We start from the raw sequence: 19981 nt of genomic DNA, 5'->3' as shown, positions 1-19981 counted from the left end.
AAGTAGAAAAAATACTGCGAATAAGGTAACATAAGCGCCAATTTTTTGATGAAAAATAGGAATGATAACATGGCAAATTCGGCACGCGATATTTTGGTCACTTGCGCCTTACCTTATGCAAATGGTGCAATTCATTTAGGGCATTTATTAGAACATATTCAAGCAGATATTTGGGTGCGTTTCCAACGTATGCGTGGGCATAAAGTGCATTTTATTTGTGCAGATGATGCGCATGGCACACCAATCATGTTAAATGCGGATAAATTAGGTATTACACCTGAAGCATTAATTGCTCGCTCGAAAGCAGATCATGTGGCGGATTTTGAAGGCTTTAATATTAGCTATGATAATTATCATTCCACTCACAGCCCAGAAAATGAAGCCTTAACAGCAGAAATGTATAAAAAATTACGTGCTAATGGCTTTATTAAAAGTCGTACGATTTCACAATTATTCGATCCAGAAAAAGGCATGTTTTTACCTGATCGTTTTGTTAAAGGCACTTGCCCAAAATGTAAAGCAGAAGATCAATATGGTGATAACTGTGAGGTCTGTTCATCTACTTATAGCCCAACGGAATTAATTAATCCGCGTTCTGTAGTTTCTGGTGCTACTCCCGTATTAAAAGAATCGGAGCATTTCTTCTTTGATTTACCTGCGTTTGAAGGCATGTTAAAAGCGTGGATCAAATCCGGTTCATTACAACCTGAAATTGCCAACAAAATGCAAGAATGGTTTGAGTCGGGTTTACAACAATGGGATATTTCCCGTGATGCGCCGTATTTCGGCTTTAAAATTCCGGATACAGAAGATAAATATTTCTATGTCTGGTTAGATGCTCCAATTGGATATATGGCATCGTTTAAAAATTTGTGTGATAAAACAGGCTTAAATTTTGACGATTTCTGGAAAAAAGACAGCTCGGCAGAGCTTTATCACTTCATCGGTAAAGATATCGTGTATTTCCACAGTTTATTTTGGCCGGCGATGTTAGACGGTTGCGATTTACGCAAACCAACTAACGTGTTTGCCCATGGTTATGTGACTGTAAATGGGGTGAAAATGTCAAAATCTCGTGGCACTTTTATTCAAGCGTCCACCTACTTACGTCATTTAGCGCCAGAATATTTACGTTATTACTATGCGGCAAAATTGAATAACCGTATTGAAGATTTAGACTTAAATTTGGAAGACTTTGTACAACGTTTAAATGCGGATGTGGTGAATAAATTTGTCAATCTGGCTTCACGCAGTGCCGGTTTTATCACGAAGCGTTTTGATAGCAAATTATCAGCTGAGATTGCTGAACCTGAATTATTGGCAGAATTTGTAGAAAAAGCCGCGCAAATTGCGACTTATTATGAAGAACGCGAATTCGGTAAAGTCGTGCGTGAAGTGATGCAATTAGCGGATAAAGCGAATAAATACATTGATGACAAAGCGCCATGGGTAATGGCGAAAGAAGAGGGACGTGAGGCGGAATTACAAGCTGTTTGTTCAATGGCATTGCAATTATTCCGCGTCTTAGCCATTTATTTAAAACCAGTGATTCCACAAATTATTGCGCGTGCGGAAGCCTTCTTACAGGATGAGTTAACGTGGGAAAGCTTAAATCGCCCGCTGTTAAATCACGCAATTTTACCGTTTAAAGCGCTAGCACAGCGTTTAGACCCAAAACAGATTGAGGCAATTGTGAACGAAACCAAAGAACAATTTGTAGCCCAGCAGGCATTAGAGCAAAAAAATTCAGCAAAAGCAGAACCCGCTAGCCAAGTGGAACCAATCGCAGAGACGATCAGCATTGAGGATTTCGCGAAATTAGATTTACGTGTGGCGAAAGTGATGAAATGTGAAGCGGTACCAGAATCAAACAAACTCTTACGTTTTGAGTTAGACTTAGGTGATCATACGCGTCAAGTGTTCTCTGGGATTAAAGAAGCATATAACAATCCTACGGAATTAGAAGGGCGTTTTGTCGTGGTGATTGCCAACCTTGCGCCACGTAAAATGCGTTTTGGCGTATCAGAAGGGATGATTTTAAGTGCGGGGACAGGTGGAGCTGACTTGTTCTTATTGAATGCCGATCAAGGTGTTAAACCCGGTATGCAGGTAAAATAACCTTGAGTTAGTTCTTTCATGCAATAAAGTGCGGTAAAATTTTTGAATTTTTTACCGCACTTTTCCTTTCCTCCGTTTTTGCAGGTGAAAACCTGTTATAATTCCGCCCAGCTTGAATAACCAGAGAACATTTATGAAACAACTGTTTGCCACCACTGCCCGTGGTTTTGAAGAATTACTGAAAGTCGAACTAATCGACCTTGGTGCGATGGATTGCCAAATCACACAAGGTGGTGTGCACTTTCATGCCGATGAGGAAACGCAATATCGCGTGTTGTTATGGACACGTTTAGCCTCGCGGATTTTATTACCCATTGTGACTTGCAAAGTGTATAGCGATTTAGATTTGTATTCTGCGGTGGTGGGGCAAAATTGGTTGGATTATTTTGATGAAAAAGCCCATTTTATGGTGGATTTTAATGGCACAAACCGAGAAATTCGTCACACCCAATTTGGTGCCATGCGCGTCAAAGATGGGATTGTGGATTATTTTGAGCGTGTAGGTAAACCGCGTCCAAATGTAGATAAATCACAGCCCGATATCCGTATTCATGCCTATTTAAATCGCGAAGAATTAGTGATCTCCTTAGATTTAAGTGGTGATGCCTTACATATGCGCGGTTATCGTGAAGATACGGGCAAAGCCCCGTTACGTGAAACTTTAGCGGCAGCGATCGTCTTACGTTCAGGCTGGCAGCTGGGCACACCCTTAGTGGATCCAATGTGCGGTTCGGGCACCTTGCTGATTGAAGCAGCACAAATGCAAGCCAACATTGCCCCGCAATTACACCGTCTGCATTGGGGCTTTGATTTTTGGAAAGGACACAATCAACAGGCGTGGGATAAGGTGAAAGGCGAGGCGATTGAATTAGCGGAGCAAACGTTTAACCAAAATCAAAAAGCGAATTTTTATGGCTGCGATCTTGATCATCGAGTACTGCAAAAAGCCAAACGCAATGCCCAAAATGCGGGTGTGGCACATCTCATCCAATGGCAACAAGGTGATGTGGCAGCATTAAAAAATCCATTTGTTGAAGAAAAAGGTACGGTAATTTGTAATCCACCTTACGGAGAGCGTTTAGGCACGACACCTGCGTTAATTGCGTTATATTCCGTGTTTGGACAACGTTTAAAACAACAGTTCGCCGATTGGAATGTATCGATTTTCAGTGGCGAGCCGGCGTTATTAGACTGCTTGCGTTTACGTTCACATCGCCAATTTAAAGCCAAAAATGGTCCACTCGACTGCGTGCAAAAAAATTATCATATTAGTGCCCGTACAACAGCGAGTGACGAGAATACACAAAACTTGCCAGAAATTGACCGCACTTTAACTTCTGCTCAAGTGGCAGTGGATTTTGCCAATCGCTTACAAAAAAATAGCAAAAAAATTGAAAAATGGGCGAAACAACAAGGCATTAATGCTTATCGCTTATATGATGCGGATTTGCCAGAATATAACTTGGCGGTGGATCGCTATGATGATCATATTGTGGTACAAGAATATGCTGCACCCAAAAATATCGATGAAAACAAAGCACGTCAGCGCTTATTGGATGCAGTAACTGCCACCTTACAGGTAACAGGTGTAGAAACTAACAAACTGATTTTAAAAGTGCGCCAAAAACAAAAAGGCACCAATCAGTATGAAAAACTCGCCAACAAAGGTGACTATTTCTATGTGAATGAATATGGCGCCAAATTGTGGGTAAACCTAACGGATTATTTGGATACGGGACTTTTCCTCGATCATCGTTTAACCCGCAAAATGTTGGGGGAAATGGCGAAAGGCAAAGATGTCCTAAATTTATTTGCCTATACGGGATCGGCGACGGTGCATATGGCGTTAGGTGGTGCAAAATCCACCACTACGGTGGATATGTCAAACACCTATTTAAACTGGGCGGAACAAAATCTGTTATTAAATGAGTTGGAAGGTAAACAGCATAAGTTAATCCAAGCAGATTGCTTACAATGGTTAGCCCGTTGTGATCGTCAGTTTGATCTGATCTTCGTCGACCCACCGACATTTTCTAATTCAAAACGGATGGAAGATAGCTGGGATGTACAACGTGATCACATTAAGTTAATGACCCAGTTAAAACGCATTTTACGTCCAAATGGCACCATCGTGTTTTCCAACAACAAACGAGGTTTTAAAATGGATGTTGAAGGCTTGGAAACGCTTGGCTTAAGTGCGGTAGATATTACAGCAAAAACCTTGCCATTGGATTTTGAACGCAATAAGCAAATTCATAATTGTTGGGTGGTGAGGTTGAAAGCCGATCTGTAAGTCAGCGAACAGATAACTTGCCTTTTGTAAAATTAGCGGTACACTGGTTGTACCGCTGATTTTTTAACGCTATTTAGACGTTTTTTTATTTATTTTCAATATATCATCATCAATTTTAGATTTTTATCATCACTTCCATCTTTTTTATTTCCATTTCTTTACATTTGTTGACATTACTGACAAATCTTGTATGTTTATTAATCATAATAATACAAAGGAGGTATAAGATAATGTCACATACGTTTAGAAAACGAATTGATTTGTTCCTTCAAGAACAAAACCTCAAAAAATCTGAAAGTGACCGTAAAAAGCTCGCTAAAGCCACTGATCCTACTGAAATTGAACAACTCACTCAACTTATTCAAGAATTTGACCAGAAATACCAATTTGATACATGGATAGCCAATGCGGCTAACGTAATGGCGAAACAGCTCAAGTTTGGTACCCATATTGCGAAGGGTATTCATCCTGATACAAAAGGTGATAATGTGAATTTCCAACCAAGTGATTCGTTACTTCCTGAGTATGTGGGTTCGCAAAGTGTCAGTCATTTAGTGCTCGATGCGAATGGGAATGCGGCAGCTTTGCCTCTTGCTTCCTTTTTCAATTTTATTGTGGATGAAGAAAAACAGCTTAAATTAAGGGATTTATTACTTGTCGATGATCCAAGATTAGCAGGCTGTTTTTCTGATGATTTAGCGTTGTCTGACGTCTATAAAAAGCAATTTCAGCAAGCATTAACGGGGGATTTAACTCAACCTGAAACCCATGAAAGAAACAAACAAGTGTTTTGGGCAAATGGGGAAAATCCGATAGAAGATGATGATTACACCTGTTTAATTCCGCTTTATCCTTCCTCTTTGACTCATGCGTTTTACCAAAAAGTGAATAACAATCGCTATTCTGAACAAAATAAACAAGCCAGAGAAAACCGACAGAAAAAAACAGTAGAGCAAGCACATTATCTTTCCATTAATCAGCTCGCCACTGTAGTATTAGGGGGAAGTAAGCCCCAGAATATCTCCCAGTTAATGTCTGCCCAAGGCGGTCGTAATTACCTTCTTCCTTCTTTGCCACCGATTATACCATCAAGTCGTTATTTTAGACTTTCCCCTTCGCAAAGCACAATTTTCAATGGTCATCTTGCTTATGCTTGCCGTTATGGCTTACGTCAATTATTTGATGTGGTTGAGGCACGTAAAAATGGCTATCAAGTGCGAGATAGCCGTATTGATGCCTTAAATAATATTTTGCGTACGTTTTTATTTCACGTCAATTTATTACAAAAACAACCCGCCGGTTGGTCGAAAGACTATCAATTGGAAATGTGCGAGAAATATTGGCTTGATCCAAAGCGTGTACACTTGCCAGACGAAGAGGCATTTCGTGCAGAGTATGAAAAAGGCGAGTGGGTGGCGGAAGTTGAGCGTCGTTTTGCCTTGTGGCTGAATAAACGCTTACAAAAACGTTTTCCTCACATTGCCAAGGATTTTGACGATGCAGAGTATCATGAATGGCGTCGTAATATTCGTCGCACCTTACGTTATCGTTTACGCCATCCATAGGAGGGAAAGATGTTTCAAACCGATTTCTATATTTTATTTGATCATATCAAGGTACAAAGTGCCAATGCGATTTCAGGTCCATTGAGCTATGGTTTCCCCGCACTAACAGGGTTGACGGGAGCGATGCACGCACTCAATCGAAAATTAACACACCACCCCGTGCAGTTTGGTGGTGTGATGGTGGCGTGTCATGATTATGAATTACAAACCTATCAAAACTCGGCATTTTCGGACCGCACTTTTAAACAAACACGCAATCCGATAAAGCGCAATGGTGAGACAGCGTCGATTATTGAAGAAGGAAAAATCCATTTAGATCTGTCTTTGGTGGTGGAAGTACATGTACAAGATGACCGTGTATTTGAGGCATTGACCGATAAAACCAGTCAAGCCAGTCAAGATTTTTTACAGACCTGTAAAAATTTACTTTGGCAACAACGCATTGCAGGTGGCTCTGTACTAGAGATTGGCAATGTCCAGTTATTTAACTTGGAAGAAGATCAAGATATTCCACTGGCATTAATGCCCGCTTTTGTGTTGATGGATGCAAAACAAGAATTAGCCAACATTACTGAAGAACTCAAGACGGGCTTGCGTATTGGTCAACTTGACGAAGAAGGCAATGTGCAAAAATCCTGTCTTCCAAGTTGCCCTGAAGCGACCGCACTGGATGCCCTGTTAGAAATGGCAACGGTGCATCATATTCCTGAACACGCAAATGCGACAGCCTCAGCGTGGCAGACATATAGCGTGAAGAAAGGGCGTGGTTGGCTTGTGCCGCTTCCTGTGGGTTATCAAGCGATTTCCCCACTGTTTGCGCCTGGACAATTGCAGCATTGCCGAACCCAGCAATATCCAAGCCAATATGTCGAAACCCTTTACAGCTTAGGGAAATGGGTCTTTCCACTAAGCTTACCCGAGAATCTGTCCCAATGTTTTTGGCGTTATACCGCCCTACAAAATAACCTTTATCTGATTTCACAAGGAGAATAAGAATGAGCAAATTATCAACCCCAAGCGTTTTAGCCTTTGAGCGTAATTTGGATATTTCTGATGCGATTTTTGCGCAAAAAGACAGTAAAAATGACAAAGATACGCCTGTGCCTTTGCGTATTCGAGAAAAATCCGTGCGAGGCACGATCTCTAATCGCTTAAAAAATACGATTACTAATGATCCTGCAAAACTTGATGCAGAAACGGAAAAAGCCAATTTACAACGTGTGGATGTGGCGACCCTAGATGATGACAAAGATACCTTAGTGGCGACATTTAGTGTCAAAGTGCTACCTTTTACGGGGCGCCCAAATGTGTGTAATGATCAAGACTATCAACACCAAGTTATGACAACTGTCGCGCAATATTTATCTGAACAAGGTATGGATGAATTGGCTAAGCGTTATGCGACCAATATCGCCAATGCACGTTGGTTATGGCGTAATCGTATGGGCGCAGAAAAAATTAAAATAGAAGTCACATGCGGTGAAAACACCCTCCATTTTGACGATGCAAAACTGTTTTCTTTAAATCATTTTGATCATCAAGATGACAAGATTCATCAGATCGCTAAAGAAATAAAACAAGGTTTATTAGGTGAAAAATTCGTGATTTTGTATGTCACGGCGTATGCCAACATGGGGTATGGACAAGAAGTATATCCATCACAAGAATTAGTGTTGGATAACTCAACCAATAATCGTAAAAGCAAAATTTTGTATGAAATCAACCAAAAAGCGGGGATGCATTCACAAAAAGTGGGCAATGCAATTCGCACGATTGATACCTGGTATGCCGAAGAAGTGGCGTTCCCAATCGCTGCAGAACCTTATGGTGCCGTGACGACATTAGGTACGGCTTTCCGTCAACCGAAAACCAAAAAGAATGACTTCTATACCTTGTTTGATAATTGGCTTTTAAAAGGCGAAGTCCCACCCGTGGAGCAACAGCATTATGTGATGAGTGTTTTAATTCGTGGTGGTGTATTTGGTGCAAGTGGTAAGGAATAATTATGACAACCCATTACATTGAACTGAAAGCTATCCCCCAAATGGATATGCTACAAAGTGAGGTGATTGGGCATTGTATGCAGATTTTGCATCAATTCTTACCGCACTTTGAAGGACGAGTTGGGGTGGCATTTCCCGCTTACGGCTTAGGGCGGACTCTCGGTGGCATTGTGCGACTTTTTGCTAATCAGGAAGATTGCAATCAATTACACCAACAATTATTGCGATCTGGCTTATCAGATTATGCTTTAATTAGCAAAGTGAGTAAAACGCCGTTGCCTACCGAGCACCGCAGTTATAGTCGAGTACATCGTAAAGGGCAAAGTGCCATCCGCCGTACCGAAAAACGCTTGAAAAGTCAGGGAAGATGGGATGAGTCCATCCGTGCAGACATGCAACAACGTCAGCAAAATGTGGCATTTTTCCCACATTGTCATTTAAAAAGTGCGAGCACTGGTCAACGTTTTATTTTGGCAGTGAAAGAGAACAGAATGTCGCAATCTTGTGTTGGTGTCTTTAATGCTTATGGATTAAGCAATAGCGCAACCGTGCCTCACTTTTAATCTCATTGTTAACCCTTTTTTCTTATTTGGAAAGTTTCCGAATAAGATCAAAGGGTTATTGTTCTACCCTAAAAAAGGGTTTTCTTTTCAGATGTTCTTTAACAAATTGAAATATCCGAAGATATAACAAAATTCATTTAGTTCACCATCGTGTAGATGGCTTAGAAATTTCACATTGCCCGCTTTTTGAAACTCGGCGAGTTCACCATCGTGTAGATGGCTTAGAAATAATAACTGAATCTAACTGATTGAATTAGATTGTTCACCATCGTGTAGATGGCTTAGAAAAAGCGGAAGGCTACCAACAAAACGGCACAGAAGTTCACCATCGTGTAGATGGCTTAGAAAATTCATTTTTACTGCTGGAAACAAATAATTATGTTCACCATCGTGTAGATGGCTTAGAAATGCAGTCAACCACTTTGATGTAATTAATACAAGTTCACCATCGTGTAGATGGCTTAGAAAAAAAAAGAGCTTGAGTTACTCAAAGCAAAACGTGTTCACCATCGTGTAGATGGCTTAAAAAACTCATAATCGGAAGAGAGCGAGTTCGAATCGTTCATTATAGACTAGATAGTGTAAACCCTCGCCGGTTTTTAAGACCGGTGTATCCAATGCCGTTAAGCAACCTCATTTAAAGAACAGAAAAAGCCCATTATGCTTATCAGAGAATGGGCTAGATAAAAGGAGAGATTATGCGCAAAACCCCTTATATTCCGTCTTCGGATTTGAAAACCATTATGCATTCTAAGCGGGCGAATATTTACTATTTAGAACATTGTCGCGTATTACTAAATGGTGGACGAGTGGAATATGTCACCGATGAAGGGCGAGAATCGCTTTATTGGAATATTCCCATCGCCAATACGAGTTGTCTTTTGTTAGGCAGTGGTACGTCGATTACGCAAGCTGCGATGCGAGAATTATCCAAAGCGGGCGTCATGGTGGGGTTTTGTAGCGGAGGTGGTACACCATTGTTTAATGGCACAGAAGCCGAAATTGGCTGTGAGTTTTTTAGCCCACAAAGTGAATATCGACCTGTAATGTATTTGCAACAATGGTGCAAATTTTGGTTTGATGACGAAAAACGTTTAGCGGTAGCAAAAGCGCTACAACAACAGCGTTTAGCGCTACTTGAGCCGATTTGGTCAAAATTAGAATGGGTGTATTCTTGTGAAAAACTGACCGCACTTGTGACACAGTATCAACACGAATTCGCACAGGCGTCGCATAGTCAAGCATTACTGGCGGCAGAAGGGCGATTAACCACTAAACTGTATGCATTAGCTAATCAAGCAACGATGAATGAACCTGATTTTAAACGCAGTGAGCGAGGAAAAAGTATTGATTTAGTTAATCAGTTTTTAGATCATGGCAATTATTTAGCCTACGGCTTAGGGGCAACCGCATGTTGGGTGCTGGGTTTACCTCATGGTTTGGCAGTGTTACATGGCAAAACGCGCCGAGGAGGGCTGGTTTTTGATGCCGCAGATATCATCAAAGACAGCATGATTTTGCCACAAGCGTTTATTTCTGCTCAAAATGGCGATTCAGAAAAAGAATTTCGCCAAGCCTGTATTCAAAATTTACTGCGTTTTGGTGCCTTAGATATCATCATTGAGAGATTGCAACAACTGGCTTTACAAGGAGCGTCAGATGAATATTTTGCTGGTTAGTCAATGTCAAAAAAATGCGTTAACAGAAACGCGTCGCATTTTAGATCAATTTGCTGAACGTTGTGGTGATCGGGTCTGGCAAACAGCAATCACTCAAGCAGGGTTGGAAACGCTGTATAAAATGTTACGTCAAACTGCGCGTAAAAATACGGCGGTGGCGTGTTATTGGACACACCGCAAAAATTCAGCGGAGTTATTATGGATTGTGGGCGATCGACGTCAGTTTAATGATCAAGGACGAGTGCCCACTAACCGCACACAGCGCAATATTTTGCGAGCGGAAGAGGAAATGGCTTGGCAAGATGCATATTCGTTGCAAATTTTGACCGCACTTTCTGCCTTGTTACATGATGTCGGCAAGTCGAGCGTGGGCTTTCAAGCGAAATTAGATAAAACGAAAAATGCACCAAGAGTCGCAGACAGTTATCGACATGAATGGATTTCTGCGCGTTTATTTGAAGCGATGATCGAGGGGTGTCAAACTGACCAAGCTTGGCTTGAGCGTCTTGCTAACTGGCAGGTTTTTGAAGAAACAAATCCTACTTGGTTTAGCAAGATTATTCAAGATAGACCTAATGAAAACCATTTTTCTGATTTTGCCTATTTGCCTCCTTTAGCGCGTAGGGTGATTTGGCTGATTACTTCGCATCATCGTTTACCTTTTACTCATGATATTAGTCGCTCGCAAGACTGTATAAAAAATTTACGCAAATACGCGAAGTTGACTTTTGAGAGTTTATTTAAAGCTTATAAACCCGCAGTAGGCTGGGTTTCGAATGGCGCTGAACATCCGACTCCACAAGCATTTTGGCAATTCCAACGGGTTGCTACGCAAAGCCAAGCATGGCAAAAACACATGGTAAGATGGGCCAAAAAAGCCTTGAATCACCCTGCTTTATTTAGTGTTAGCGAAAACGCGGATCCTTTTTTATTGTTGCTTGCTCGTTTATGTTTGATGACGGGGGATCATTATTATTCCGCCCAAGATCAAAATGAAAAACTGGGGGAGCTGAATTTTCCTTTATTAGCCAATACTTACCGAGAAAACCATCAACCCAAACAGCGTTTGGATGAACACTTGATTGGCGTGTGTCAAACCGCGGTACGTTTCGCCCGTCTATTACCTAAGTTTCCGCGAGAATTACCGCGTATTAAACAACATAAACCCTTTGTGCAGTTGGCAAAAGATCGGTTTGCTTGGCAAAACAAAGCCGTCAATGTGGCTCGCTTGTTGCAACAAACAAGTGAGTCACAGGGCTTTTTTGGCGTGAATATGGCGAGTACGGGCTGTGGCAAAACCCTTGCGAATGCCAAGATGATGTATGCTCTGAATGACAGTAAACAAGGGGCAAGATTTACTATCGCATTAGGCTTACGCGTGTTGACTTTGCAAACCGGTAGTGCTTTGAAAAAGCGTTTACATTTATCGGATCAGGATTTGGCTGTGTTGGTAGGCGGTAGCGCAGTGAAAAAGCTATACGCACTACAACAAGAGAAGCAAAACCAGCTTGCTCATCAGGGCAGTGAAAGTGCTGAAGATTGGTTAGAGGACATGCAAGTTGAGGGCGCAACTTATATTGAAAGTGCGGTCGAAAATGAAGCCATTTTGTCTTTTTTAAGCAAAGATGACAAAACCAAAAAGCTCCTTTATGCACCAATTGTGAGTTGCACTTTAGAGCATTTAATTTCTGCCTCCGAAAGTGGGCGAGGTGGGCATCATATTGTGCCCATATTACGTTTATTGACTTCTGATTTAATTCTGGATGAACCAGATGATTTTGCCCAGGAAGATTTGCCAGCATTAAGCCGTTTAGTGTATTTAGCGGGCTTATTTGGTAGTCGAGTGTTGCTTTCTTCTGCTACGCTAACGCCTGATTTTATTACGGGATTGTTTAAAGCATATCAAGCAGGACGAAAAATCTATAATCAGCAAAAAGGGATTGTGGCAGCCTTGCCAATATGTTGTGCATGGGTGGATGAATTCCAACAAGTGCAAGCTAATTGTGGGCAAGACGAGCAATTTATCCAACAACATGATGAATTTGTGCGAAAACGGGCGGAAAACTTGGCGAAAAGTCCCGTGCGACGTCAGGCAGAAATTCTGAGTATACCTTCACTCAAACCAAGAGAAGGGGAAGAATTGCATTATGGCTTGCTGGCAGACACATTGTTACAAAAGGCAATAGCGCTACATGATTTACATGGGCAAACCGATCCTCATAGTCAGAAAAAAGTCAGCGTAGGCTTGATCCGCTTTTCGAATATCGAACCTATGATTCCGTTGGCAAAAGCGTTGTTTGGGTTACAAGCCAGTGAAAAATTTGCCGATTATCAGGTGCATTTATGTTGCTATCATTCAAGGCAATTGTTGTTATTGCGTTCTTATTTAGAAGAAAAACTGGATAAAATTTTGGACCGCCACACGCCCGAGCAATTATTTCAACACGAAGAAATTGCCTTGCCGATGAGTCAATATAAAGCGAAAAATCACCTCTTTATTGTGTTGGGTAGCCCTGTGACTGAAGTGGGGCGAGATCATGATTATGATTGGGCGATTGTGGATCCTTCCTCTATGCGTTCCATTATTCAGCTTGCGGGACGAGTCTGGCGACACCGTGCAGAGAAAGTGGCAGAACAGCCCAATATTGCGCTACTGCCGATAAATTGGCGAGGGTTGAAGGTACGTTATCAACAGAAAGATGTGATCTATCACCGTCCAGGGTTTGAGAGTCATCAGCATAAATTAGCAACGCATAAACTGGAACAATTAATTTCGCAGCGTGATTTAGCTCATATACAAGCTACGCCTCGCATTGTAAAACCCGAGGTGTTACAGGCAAGTACTCAATTGGCGGATTTAGAGCATCATGCTATTGCTAGCCTGTTAAATCACCTCAGTGATAATCTGGTTAATCTCTATTGGGATCCTCGATACTGTAACTACTTACTGGCGAATTTACCTTTGATGAGTGAATTTCGTAAAAGCATGGCAGAACTGGAAGTGGTTTGTGTACCTGATGATGATTCTCATTGGGGCTTTGGTTTCTATCGTGCGCAAAAACGTGATGAGGAGACATTGAGCGCATTGCCAGAGATTCAATATGAGCCAATACAGCAAGATAAACACGCCGTCGTGCAACCTTGGCTCGTGGCATCATTGGATACAGTGTTGAGCGACTTGGCTGAACAGTTAAATGTGGTATCGCCAGAATGGATTGCCCCCACTTATCTTTGTGCATCTTTACCACAATATGATGGACAATTGGATTGGCACTATAACGAAGTCTATGGATTTTGGTGAAGAAGACATAGTGGTACAATAAGCGCAGTTGTTTAGAAAAATAAAGGCAGAAATCAGATGAAAAATATTAAATACTTTACTCAAAAATATGTTGATTGGGTGATTCGTTTGGGACGCTTACGCTTTTCGATTTTAGGCGTGATCGTGTTGGCGATTTTAGCACTCTGTACACAAGCCTTATTAAGTTTGTTTATTATTGGTGAAGTGTATTGGGTTGATATGATCCGATCTGTTGTATTTGGTCTGATTTCGGCTCCCTTTGTCATTTATTTTTTCACGGTGCTGGTGGAAAAATTAGAACGTTCGCGTTTAGGGCTTGCCAAAATGGTTGAGAATTTACGCAAAGAAGTGTCGGAACGGGTTTTAGCTGAGAAAAAACTCTCTATTGCGTTAGATAATATTGAGAAAACCAGTCGGGATAAAACGCGCTTAATGGCAACGATCAGTCATGAATTACGCACACCATTAAATGGTATTATTGGCTTAAGCCGTATTTTACTCGATGAAAAACTGACGGAAACGCAACAAAATTATTTGAAAACGATTCATGTGAGTGCTATTTCATTAGGGCATATTTTTAGTGACATCATTGATTTAGAAAAAATTGATGCCCGCCGTATTGAGCTGAATGCGAAAGCCGTAGAGTTAAATAGTTTTCTCAATGATATTAGTAATGTTGCTCGTTTATTAGCACAGCAAAAAAAACTCGCTTTTCAACTTGTGACAGACAAAAATTTACCAACTTGGTTTATGGTTGATTATGCTCGCTTAAGTCAAATTTTATGGAATTTGATTGGAAATGCGGTGAAATTTACTCAAGAAGGGCGTATCACGCTGAATGTGAAACGTGTGTCGGAATATCAAATTTCCTTTAGTGTCAGTGATACTGGGATTGGCATTCCGGCGAATGAATTACCTCGTGTGTTTGAAATGTATTATCAAGTACAATCGAGTGGGCACAAACCACTTGGTAGTGGCATTGGATTAGCAATTTCTCAAACCATTGCCCAATTAATGGGAGGTGATTTATATGCAACGAGCGAAATGGGGAAAGGATCTTGTTTTACACTGATGTTGCCAGTTAAAGAAGTTGAAAAGCCAGTCCGCGTACAAAATCAAATGCCAAGTACCTTAAATATTCTCTTAGTTGAAGATATTGAGGTAAATGTGGTGGTAGCAAAATCCGTACTTGAAAAACTAGGCTATGTGGTTGATGTTGCGATGACAGGACAGCAAGCCATTGAGAAATTTGAACAGCAGTATTATGATTTGCTATTACTTGATATTCAATTGCCCGATATGTCAGGTTTTGCGGTGGCGAAATATTTACGGGAAGGTTATGAGAATGGGCAGTATGATTTTTTACCACCTTTAATTGCATTAACTGCCAATGTAATGCACGACAAAAAAGAATATCAAGCGCAAGGTATGGACGATGTATTACGCAAACCTTTATCGATCGAGGAGTTAACTGCTTGTTTAGTCGAGTATTTTGGTCATGATGTTTCTCTGTGCTTAGAAACACCAACAACACATCAGATTACGCAAGACGCCACTCATTTTGATGTGAAAATGTTGAGCGAATTAGTTGAGATGCTAGGCACAGATTTTGTATTAAAGAATTTAGCTTTATTTAAAGAAACGATGCCGGAATATATGCAAGCATTAATGACTGCATATTCTGTTTATCAACAAGATGAAAGTCAAAAAGCCGATGTCTTGTCTTGTGCGCATAAAATAAAAGGTGCAGCGGCTTCGGTTGGCTTAAAACGAATACAGCAAATTGCAGCACAAGCGCAGGATCCAGAGCAAGGTGAATGGACAGAGAACATTCACGATTGGGTACAACAATTAGCACAATATTGGTTATTGGATGTTGAAGCGCTAGAACGTTATTTAAATAAATCGGTATAAATAAAACGATTTTAATTGTGTTGTGTGTTATTAAATTGAATAAAAATAAATTGGTGTAAAATAGAATATTAATTATTTAAACTCATAAGAAATAAATGTTATTCTATTTTTAACTGGAGCATTGTATTTAAGGATTCCCTATGAAAATATTTGCAGTATTATCTGCCTTTTTAATGCCATTCGTTGTCCCAAATACGACGGTCAATGGTTATAAGGATCTGCGTTTTGGTATGACTATTGAACAGGCCAAAGAAACGAAACTATGTGAGGACCAATGGCATTTACCCGCGGATGATGATTGGCGACGTGTTGTGAGAGGTTATTGGGTCTGTGACAAATTCCGTTTTGATGATGGCTATGCGGTGGCAAGACTGCGTTTTATTGGTGGGCAGCTCAAATCGATTGAATTAAAAATGCCAGAATACCCGAAATATCCAGCAGAATTGTTATTACATGTTTTAGAAGAAAAATATGGTAAAACCATAGAAGTTGAGCAACGAGATTTGATCGAAGAAGATATTCTGCAAGGAAAAATAAGAAAACGTAGAAAAAATGAGAGTGCATTGTTAGATACTTATCAGTTTGCGAAAGGAACCGTTTCTTTAACGTTGTTGACTTATAATGGCATTCCTCAGCCTGCAGAAATCATTTATTCTGCGCCAGAGCTATTGCTTTTAGAGAAAAAATTAGAGGACAGACCGCAACGTCGTACATTGCTACGCGATTTATAAACTAAAAAAATCCCTCAATAACGCATTATTGAGGGATTTTTTGATCACTTAAATGTATTAAACTTATTTTTTAAATTCGTCAGACAGACAAGGTTGAATTTTATTTAAGATTTCTTTCACAATACGAGGTGCGGCAGCAACAAGATGACCTGATGTTAAATAGCTATGCCCACCATTAAAATCACAAACTAACCCGCCAGCTTCACGTACGATCAAGTCGCCTGCAGCAATATCCCAAGCTTTAACACCGACTTCAAAATAACCATCAACGCGTCCCGCAGCAACATAGCATAAGTCTAATGCTGCAGAGCCCATGCGACGGAAATCAGCACAATCTTGAATTAAGTTATTCATCATCGCAAATTGCATTGGCATTAAGCGCGTTTGTTTAAAAGGAAAACCTGTTGTTAACACGGTACCAGCTAAGTCGCGTTTATTTTCAACGCGTAAACGCATGTCATTAATTTTAGCGCCTTCACCACGTACTGCGGTGAATAATTCGTTACGGATAGGATCGTAAACCACACCCACTTCGGTGCGACCTTTGACACGAATAGCAATAGAAACAGAAAAATGCGGTAAACCTTTAACAAAGTTTGTGGTGCCATCTAGTGGATCAATCACCCATTGAATATCGCTATCTTTACCTTCTAACGCACCACTTTCTTCCGTAATAATTGTGTGATCCGGGTACGATTTTCTAATCACCTCAATAATGGCTTCTTCAGAAGCTTTATCAATATTTGTCACATAATCGTTTGTGCTTTTTAGCGTTGTTTGAAGATCATCACGGCGCTCATAACCTTTAGCAATTACATTGCCCGCTTTTCGTGCCGCACGAATCGCGATATTTAACATTGGATTCATTGTTTCCACCAGATTTTAAAGAACAGAAAAGTGGCGGGTATTATAGGGAATTTCATTAAAAATGGCGAGAGAAATTTTCACCTCTTTTGTTCTTATCGTGATAAGGGGGAATGAGTAGACTGACGAGATTTCTCAGAAAAATGATAAGTTGTTGACTAAAATTCAGGGTTATTATGCTAGAATAGCGCCTATTTTATACAAAGATATCAGGTTATGTTGGAAAATATCCGAATTGTATTAGTTGAAACTTCGCACAGTGGCAATATTGGCTCTGCTGCTAGGGCGATGAAAACCATGGGCTTAAATCAGTTATATCTTGTGGCACCTAAACAACCTCTTGATGAACATGCCATTGCGTTATCTGCAGGGGCTGAAGATGTGTTGAAACAGGCGAAAATTGTAGCAAGTTTTGATGAGGCAGTGGCAGATTGTGCGTTAGTGGTTGGCACCAGTGCAAGATTACGCCACTTACAAAATAGCTTAATTGAACCGCGTGAGTGTGGTACTCACGCAATAGCGTATGCAAAACAAGCGCCAGTAGCGATTGTATTCGGGCGCGAACGTATTGGGTTGACCAATGAAGAATTGCTTAAGTGCCGTTATCATTTAACGATACCCGCTAATCCTGACTATTCATCTTTGAATCTGGCGATGGCAGTACAATTGATTTGTTATGAACTACGTTTGGCATTTTTGTCACAACAAGCAATGACAGAATCACTTTCAACGATAGATAATACCTATCCAACACACACTGAAATAGAACACTTTTTTCAGCATACAGAGCGACTTTATACGGCATTAGGATTTATTCAAAATCAAGGTGTTATGCCGAAATTAAGGCGTTTATATCAGCGTGTTCAGTTAGAAAAAAACGAGCTCAATATTTTACGTGGGATGTTGACCGCTGTGGAAAAGCGTTTGAAATAGCGCGGAGGAATAGTTGACTAATTTAGTATGATATGTAAATATTCGCCAATTGTTGGATTAAATTAAAGGAAGATAAAGATGAAATTAACTTCTAAAGGACGCTATGCGGTAACAGCTATTCTTGATATTGCATTAAATTCAAACAGAGGCCCAGTTAGTTTATCTGATATTTCTGAGCGACAACATATCTCGCTTTCCTACTTAGAACAGTTATTTGCTAAGTTGCGTCGTCATGGGCTAGTAAAAAGTGTCCGAGGACCGGGTGGTGGATATCAGTTAGGTTTTCCCGCAAATCGAATTTCTGTCGGTATGGTCATCAATGCCGTAAATGAAAATATTGATGTCACACGTTGTTTAGGACGCGGTGATTGTCAAGAAGGCACTGAATGTTTAACCCATTCGCTGTGGAAAGAGTTGAGCCTTCGTATTGAAGCGTTTTTAAATGAAATTACCCTTGAGGAACTGGTTGAGAAAAATCGTCAAAAACGTGCAACCATTGAGTTCCGGGGTGACTTTGATAATCTGATTATTTTAGATAATTAAGCCGACAGCTGTGCGGTAAAAATGAATTGTTAGGAGTGAGGAAAGAAATGAAATTACCTATTTATCTTGATTACGCAGCGACTTGTCCCGTTGATGAGCGTGTTGCCAAAAAAATGATGGAATATTTAACGGTAGAGGGCAACTTTGGTAACCCAGCCTCCCGTTCACATAAATTTGGCTGGCAGGCAGAAGAAGCTGTTGATGTTGCACGTAACCATATTGCGGATTTGATCGGGGCAGATTCACGTGAGATCGTGTTTACTTCTGGTGCAACCGAATCAGACAATTTAGCCATTAAAGGGGCTGCGCACTTTTATCAAAGCAAAGGTAAACATATTATTACCTGTAAAACTGAGCATAAAGCCGTATTAGATACTTGTCGTCAGCTTGAGCGTGAAGGCTTCGAAGTGACCTATTTAAACCCAAAATCAGATGGTTTAATTGATTTAGAGGAATTAAAAAATGCGATGCGTGATGACACTATTTTAGTTTCTATTATGCACGTTAATAATGAAATTGGTGTGATTCAAGACATTGCGGCTATCGGTGAATTATGCCGTGCGCGTAAAATCTTATTCCACGTTGATGCCACACAAAGTGTTGGTAAATTGCCGATTAATTTAGCTGAATTAAAAGTGGATTTAATGTCAATGTCTAGTCACAAACTTTACGGACCAAAAGGGATCGGTGCACTTTATGTTAGCCGTAAGCCACGTGTGCGTTTAGAAGCGATCATTCACGGTGGTGGTCATGAGCGTGGTATGCGTTCAGGTACCTTACCGGTACACCAAATCGTTGGTATGGGTGAAGCATATCGTATCTGTAAAGAAGAAATGGCAAGCGAAATGCCACGTTTAAAAGCATTACGCGATCGCTTATACAATGGCTTAAAAGATATTGAAGAAACTTACGTAAACGGTTCGATGGAACACCGTTTAGACAGCAACTTAAATATCAGCTTTAACTATGTTGAAGGTGAATCATTAATGATGGCTTTACGTGATATCGCCGTTTCTTCAGGTTCTGCTTGTACTTCTGCGAGTCTTGAGCCATCTTACGTCTTACGTGCGTTAGGCTTAAACGATGAATTAGCACACAGCTCAATTCGTTTCACGTTAGGTCGTTATACTACGGAAGAAGAAATTGATTACACTATCGAATTAGTGAAAAATGCAGTCGCCAAATTGCGTGAGCTTTCACCACTTTGGGATATGTTTAAAGAAGGGATCGATCTGAATACGATCGAGTGGACGCACCACTAATCGGAGAAACATTGCCACAATCTTTGCCGATTGTTCGGTTTATTGATGTGATTTACGCCGTCTAGAAAGGTAATAGAGGCAATGTTTTTAGGTTTAATATTAAGCGGTTTAGTCGTCGGACGCGATATTTGCGTTCAATAACATATGATTTAAAGAGAAAGTGCGGTTGTTTTTCAGTGAGTTTTAGCAACATGAAGAATCGGACTTTTATT

The 19981-nt window shown here is 40.6% G+C and carries 14 protein-coding genes and 1 CRISPR repeat array; of the genes, 13 read left to right on the top strand and 1 reads right to left on the bottom strand.

Features of this window, described 5'->3' with window-relative positions:
* The first annotated feature begins 69 nt into the window (after nt 1-69).
* The 10 genes from metG to KPF51_RS06035 all read left to right on the top strand — a co-directional run bounded on the left by metG (nt 70) and on the right by KPF51_RS06035 (nt 16167).
* Nucleotides 70-2118 carry a methionine--tRNA ligase gene (gene metG / locus KPF51_RS06080; protein ID WP_061405930.1) on the top strand — a complete coding sequence of 683 codons (2049 nt, stop codon included), beginning with the start codon at nt 70-72 and terminating at the stop codon, nt 2116-2118.
* Between the two features lie 133 nt (nt 2119-2251).
* The gene (gene rlmKL / locus KPF51_RS06075; RefSeq protein ID WP_061405931.1) at nt 2252-4411 is read left to right on the top strand and encodes a bifunctional 23S rRNA (guanine(2069)-N(7))-methyltransferase RlmK/23S rRNA (guanine(2445)-N(2))-methyltransferase RlmL; all 2160 of its coding nucleotides are present in this window, start codon (nt 2252-2254) and stop codon (nt 4409-4411) included.
* Between the two features lie 230 nt (nt 4412-4641).
* Nucleotides 4642-5976 carry a type I-F CRISPR-associated protein Csy1 gene (csy1, locus tag KPF51_RS06070; RefSeq protein ID WP_061405932.1) on the top strand — a complete coding sequence of 445 codons (1335 nt, stop codon included), beginning with the start codon at nt 4642-4644 and terminating at the stop codon, nt 5974-5976.
* A gap of 9 nt (nt 5977-5985) precedes the next feature.
* On the top strand, nt 5986-6969 hold the full coding sequence (gene csy2, locus KPF51_RS06065) for a type I-F CRISPR-associated protein Csy2 (RefSeq protein WP_061405933.1): 984 nt from the start codon (nt 5986-5988) through the stop codon (nt 6967-6969).
* A gap of 2 nt (nt 6970-6971) precedes the next feature.
* Nucleotides 6972-7979, top strand: a complete 1008-nt coding sequence (csy3, locus tag KPF51_RS06060) for a type I-F CRISPR-associated protein Csy3 (RefSeq protein ID WP_061405934.1) — start codon at nt 6972-6974, stop codon at nt 7977-7979.
* A gap of 2 nt (nt 7980-7981) precedes the next feature.
* Nucleotides 7982-8542 (top strand): type I-F CRISPR-associated endoribonuclease Cas6/Csy4, encoded by a 561-nt coding sequence (cas6f, locus tag KPF51_RS06055; protein WP_061405935.1) that lies wholly within the window; start codon nt 7982-7984, stop codon nt 8540-8542.
* A 140-nt stretch (nt 8543-8682) separates the two neighbouring features.
* Nucleotides 8683-9071: a CRISPR direct-repeat array (repeat unit 28 nt; unit sequence GTTCACCATCGTGTAGATGGCTTAGAAA).
* Nucleotides 9072-9240: 169 nt separating this feature from the next.
* Complete coding sequence (cas1f, locus tag KPF51_RS06050) at nt 9241-10221, top strand: type I-F CRISPR-associated endonuclease Cas1f (RefSeq protein ID WP_061405936.1); 981 nt, start codon at nt 9241-9243, stop codon at nt 10219-10221.
* Nucleotides 10202-13522, top strand: coding sequence for a type I-F CRISPR-associated helicase Cas3f (gene cas3f / locus KPF51_RS06045; protein WP_064661102.1), 3321 nt, complete (start codon nt 10202-10204; stop codon nt 13520-13522). Before cas1f ends, cas3f begins: the two co-directional genes overlap by 20 nt.
* 57 nt (nt 13523-13579) lie before the next feature.
* A complete protein-coding gene (locus KPF51_RS06040) occupies nt 13580-15436 on the top strand; it encodes an ATP-binding protein (RefSeq protein ID WP_005753664.1) in 1857 nt (618 codons plus the stop codon).
* Between the two features lie 140 nt (nt 15437-15576).
* Nucleotides 15577-16167 carry a hypothetical protein gene (locus KPF51_RS06035; protein WP_005725867.1) on the top strand — a complete coding sequence of 197 codons (591 nt, stop codon included), beginning with the start codon at nt 15577-15579 and terminating at the stop codon, nt 16165-16167.
* Nucleotides 16168-16230: 63 nt separating this feature from the next.
* Here KPF51_RS06035 and suhB read toward each other — a convergent pair whose 3' ends face one another.
* Entirely contained in the window at nt 16231-17034 is an 804-nt protein-coding gene (suhB, locus tag KPF51_RS06030; RefSeq protein ID WP_005725868.1) for an inositol-1-monophosphatase, read from the bottom strand.
* Nucleotides 17035-17247: 213 nt separating this feature from the next.
* Between suhB and trmJ the strand changes: the two genes are divergently transcribed.
* From trmJ to KPF51_RS06015, 3 genes are all read left to right on the top strand, one after another.
* Nucleotides 17248-17964: a tRNA (cytosine(32)/uridine(32)-2'-O)-methyltransferase TrmJ gene (trmJ, locus tag KPF51_RS06025; RefSeq protein ID WP_005751243.1), complete on the top strand. Its 717-nt coding sequence runs from the start codon at nt 17248-17250 to the stop codon at nt 17962-17964.
* 78 nt (nt 17965-18042) lie between these two features.
* The gene (iscR, locus tag KPF51_RS06020; RefSeq protein WP_211599587.1) at nt 18043-18507 is read left to right on the top strand and encodes a Fe-S cluster assembly transcriptional regulator IscR; all 465 of its coding nucleotides are present in this window, start codon (nt 18043-18045) and stop codon (nt 18505-18507) included.
* Nucleotides 18508-18554: 47 nt separating this feature from the next.
* A complete protein-coding gene (locus KPF51_RS06015) occupies nt 18555-19769 on the top strand; it encodes an IscS subfamily cysteine desulfurase (protein WP_005721328.1) in 1215 nt (404 codons plus the stop codon).
* Nucleotides 19770-19981: the final 212 nt, after the last annotated feature.

It is taken from the genome of Pasteurella sp. XG20 (genome assembly GCF_018968665.1).
In the GTDB taxonomy this organism is placed as follows: Bacteria; Pseudomonadota; Gammaproteobacteria; order Enterobacterales; family Pasteurellaceae; genus Pasteurella; species Pasteurella multocida.
The sequence above is the reverse complement of the archived record's forward strand: the minus strand, read 5'-3'. Positions and strand labels throughout refer to the sequence as shown.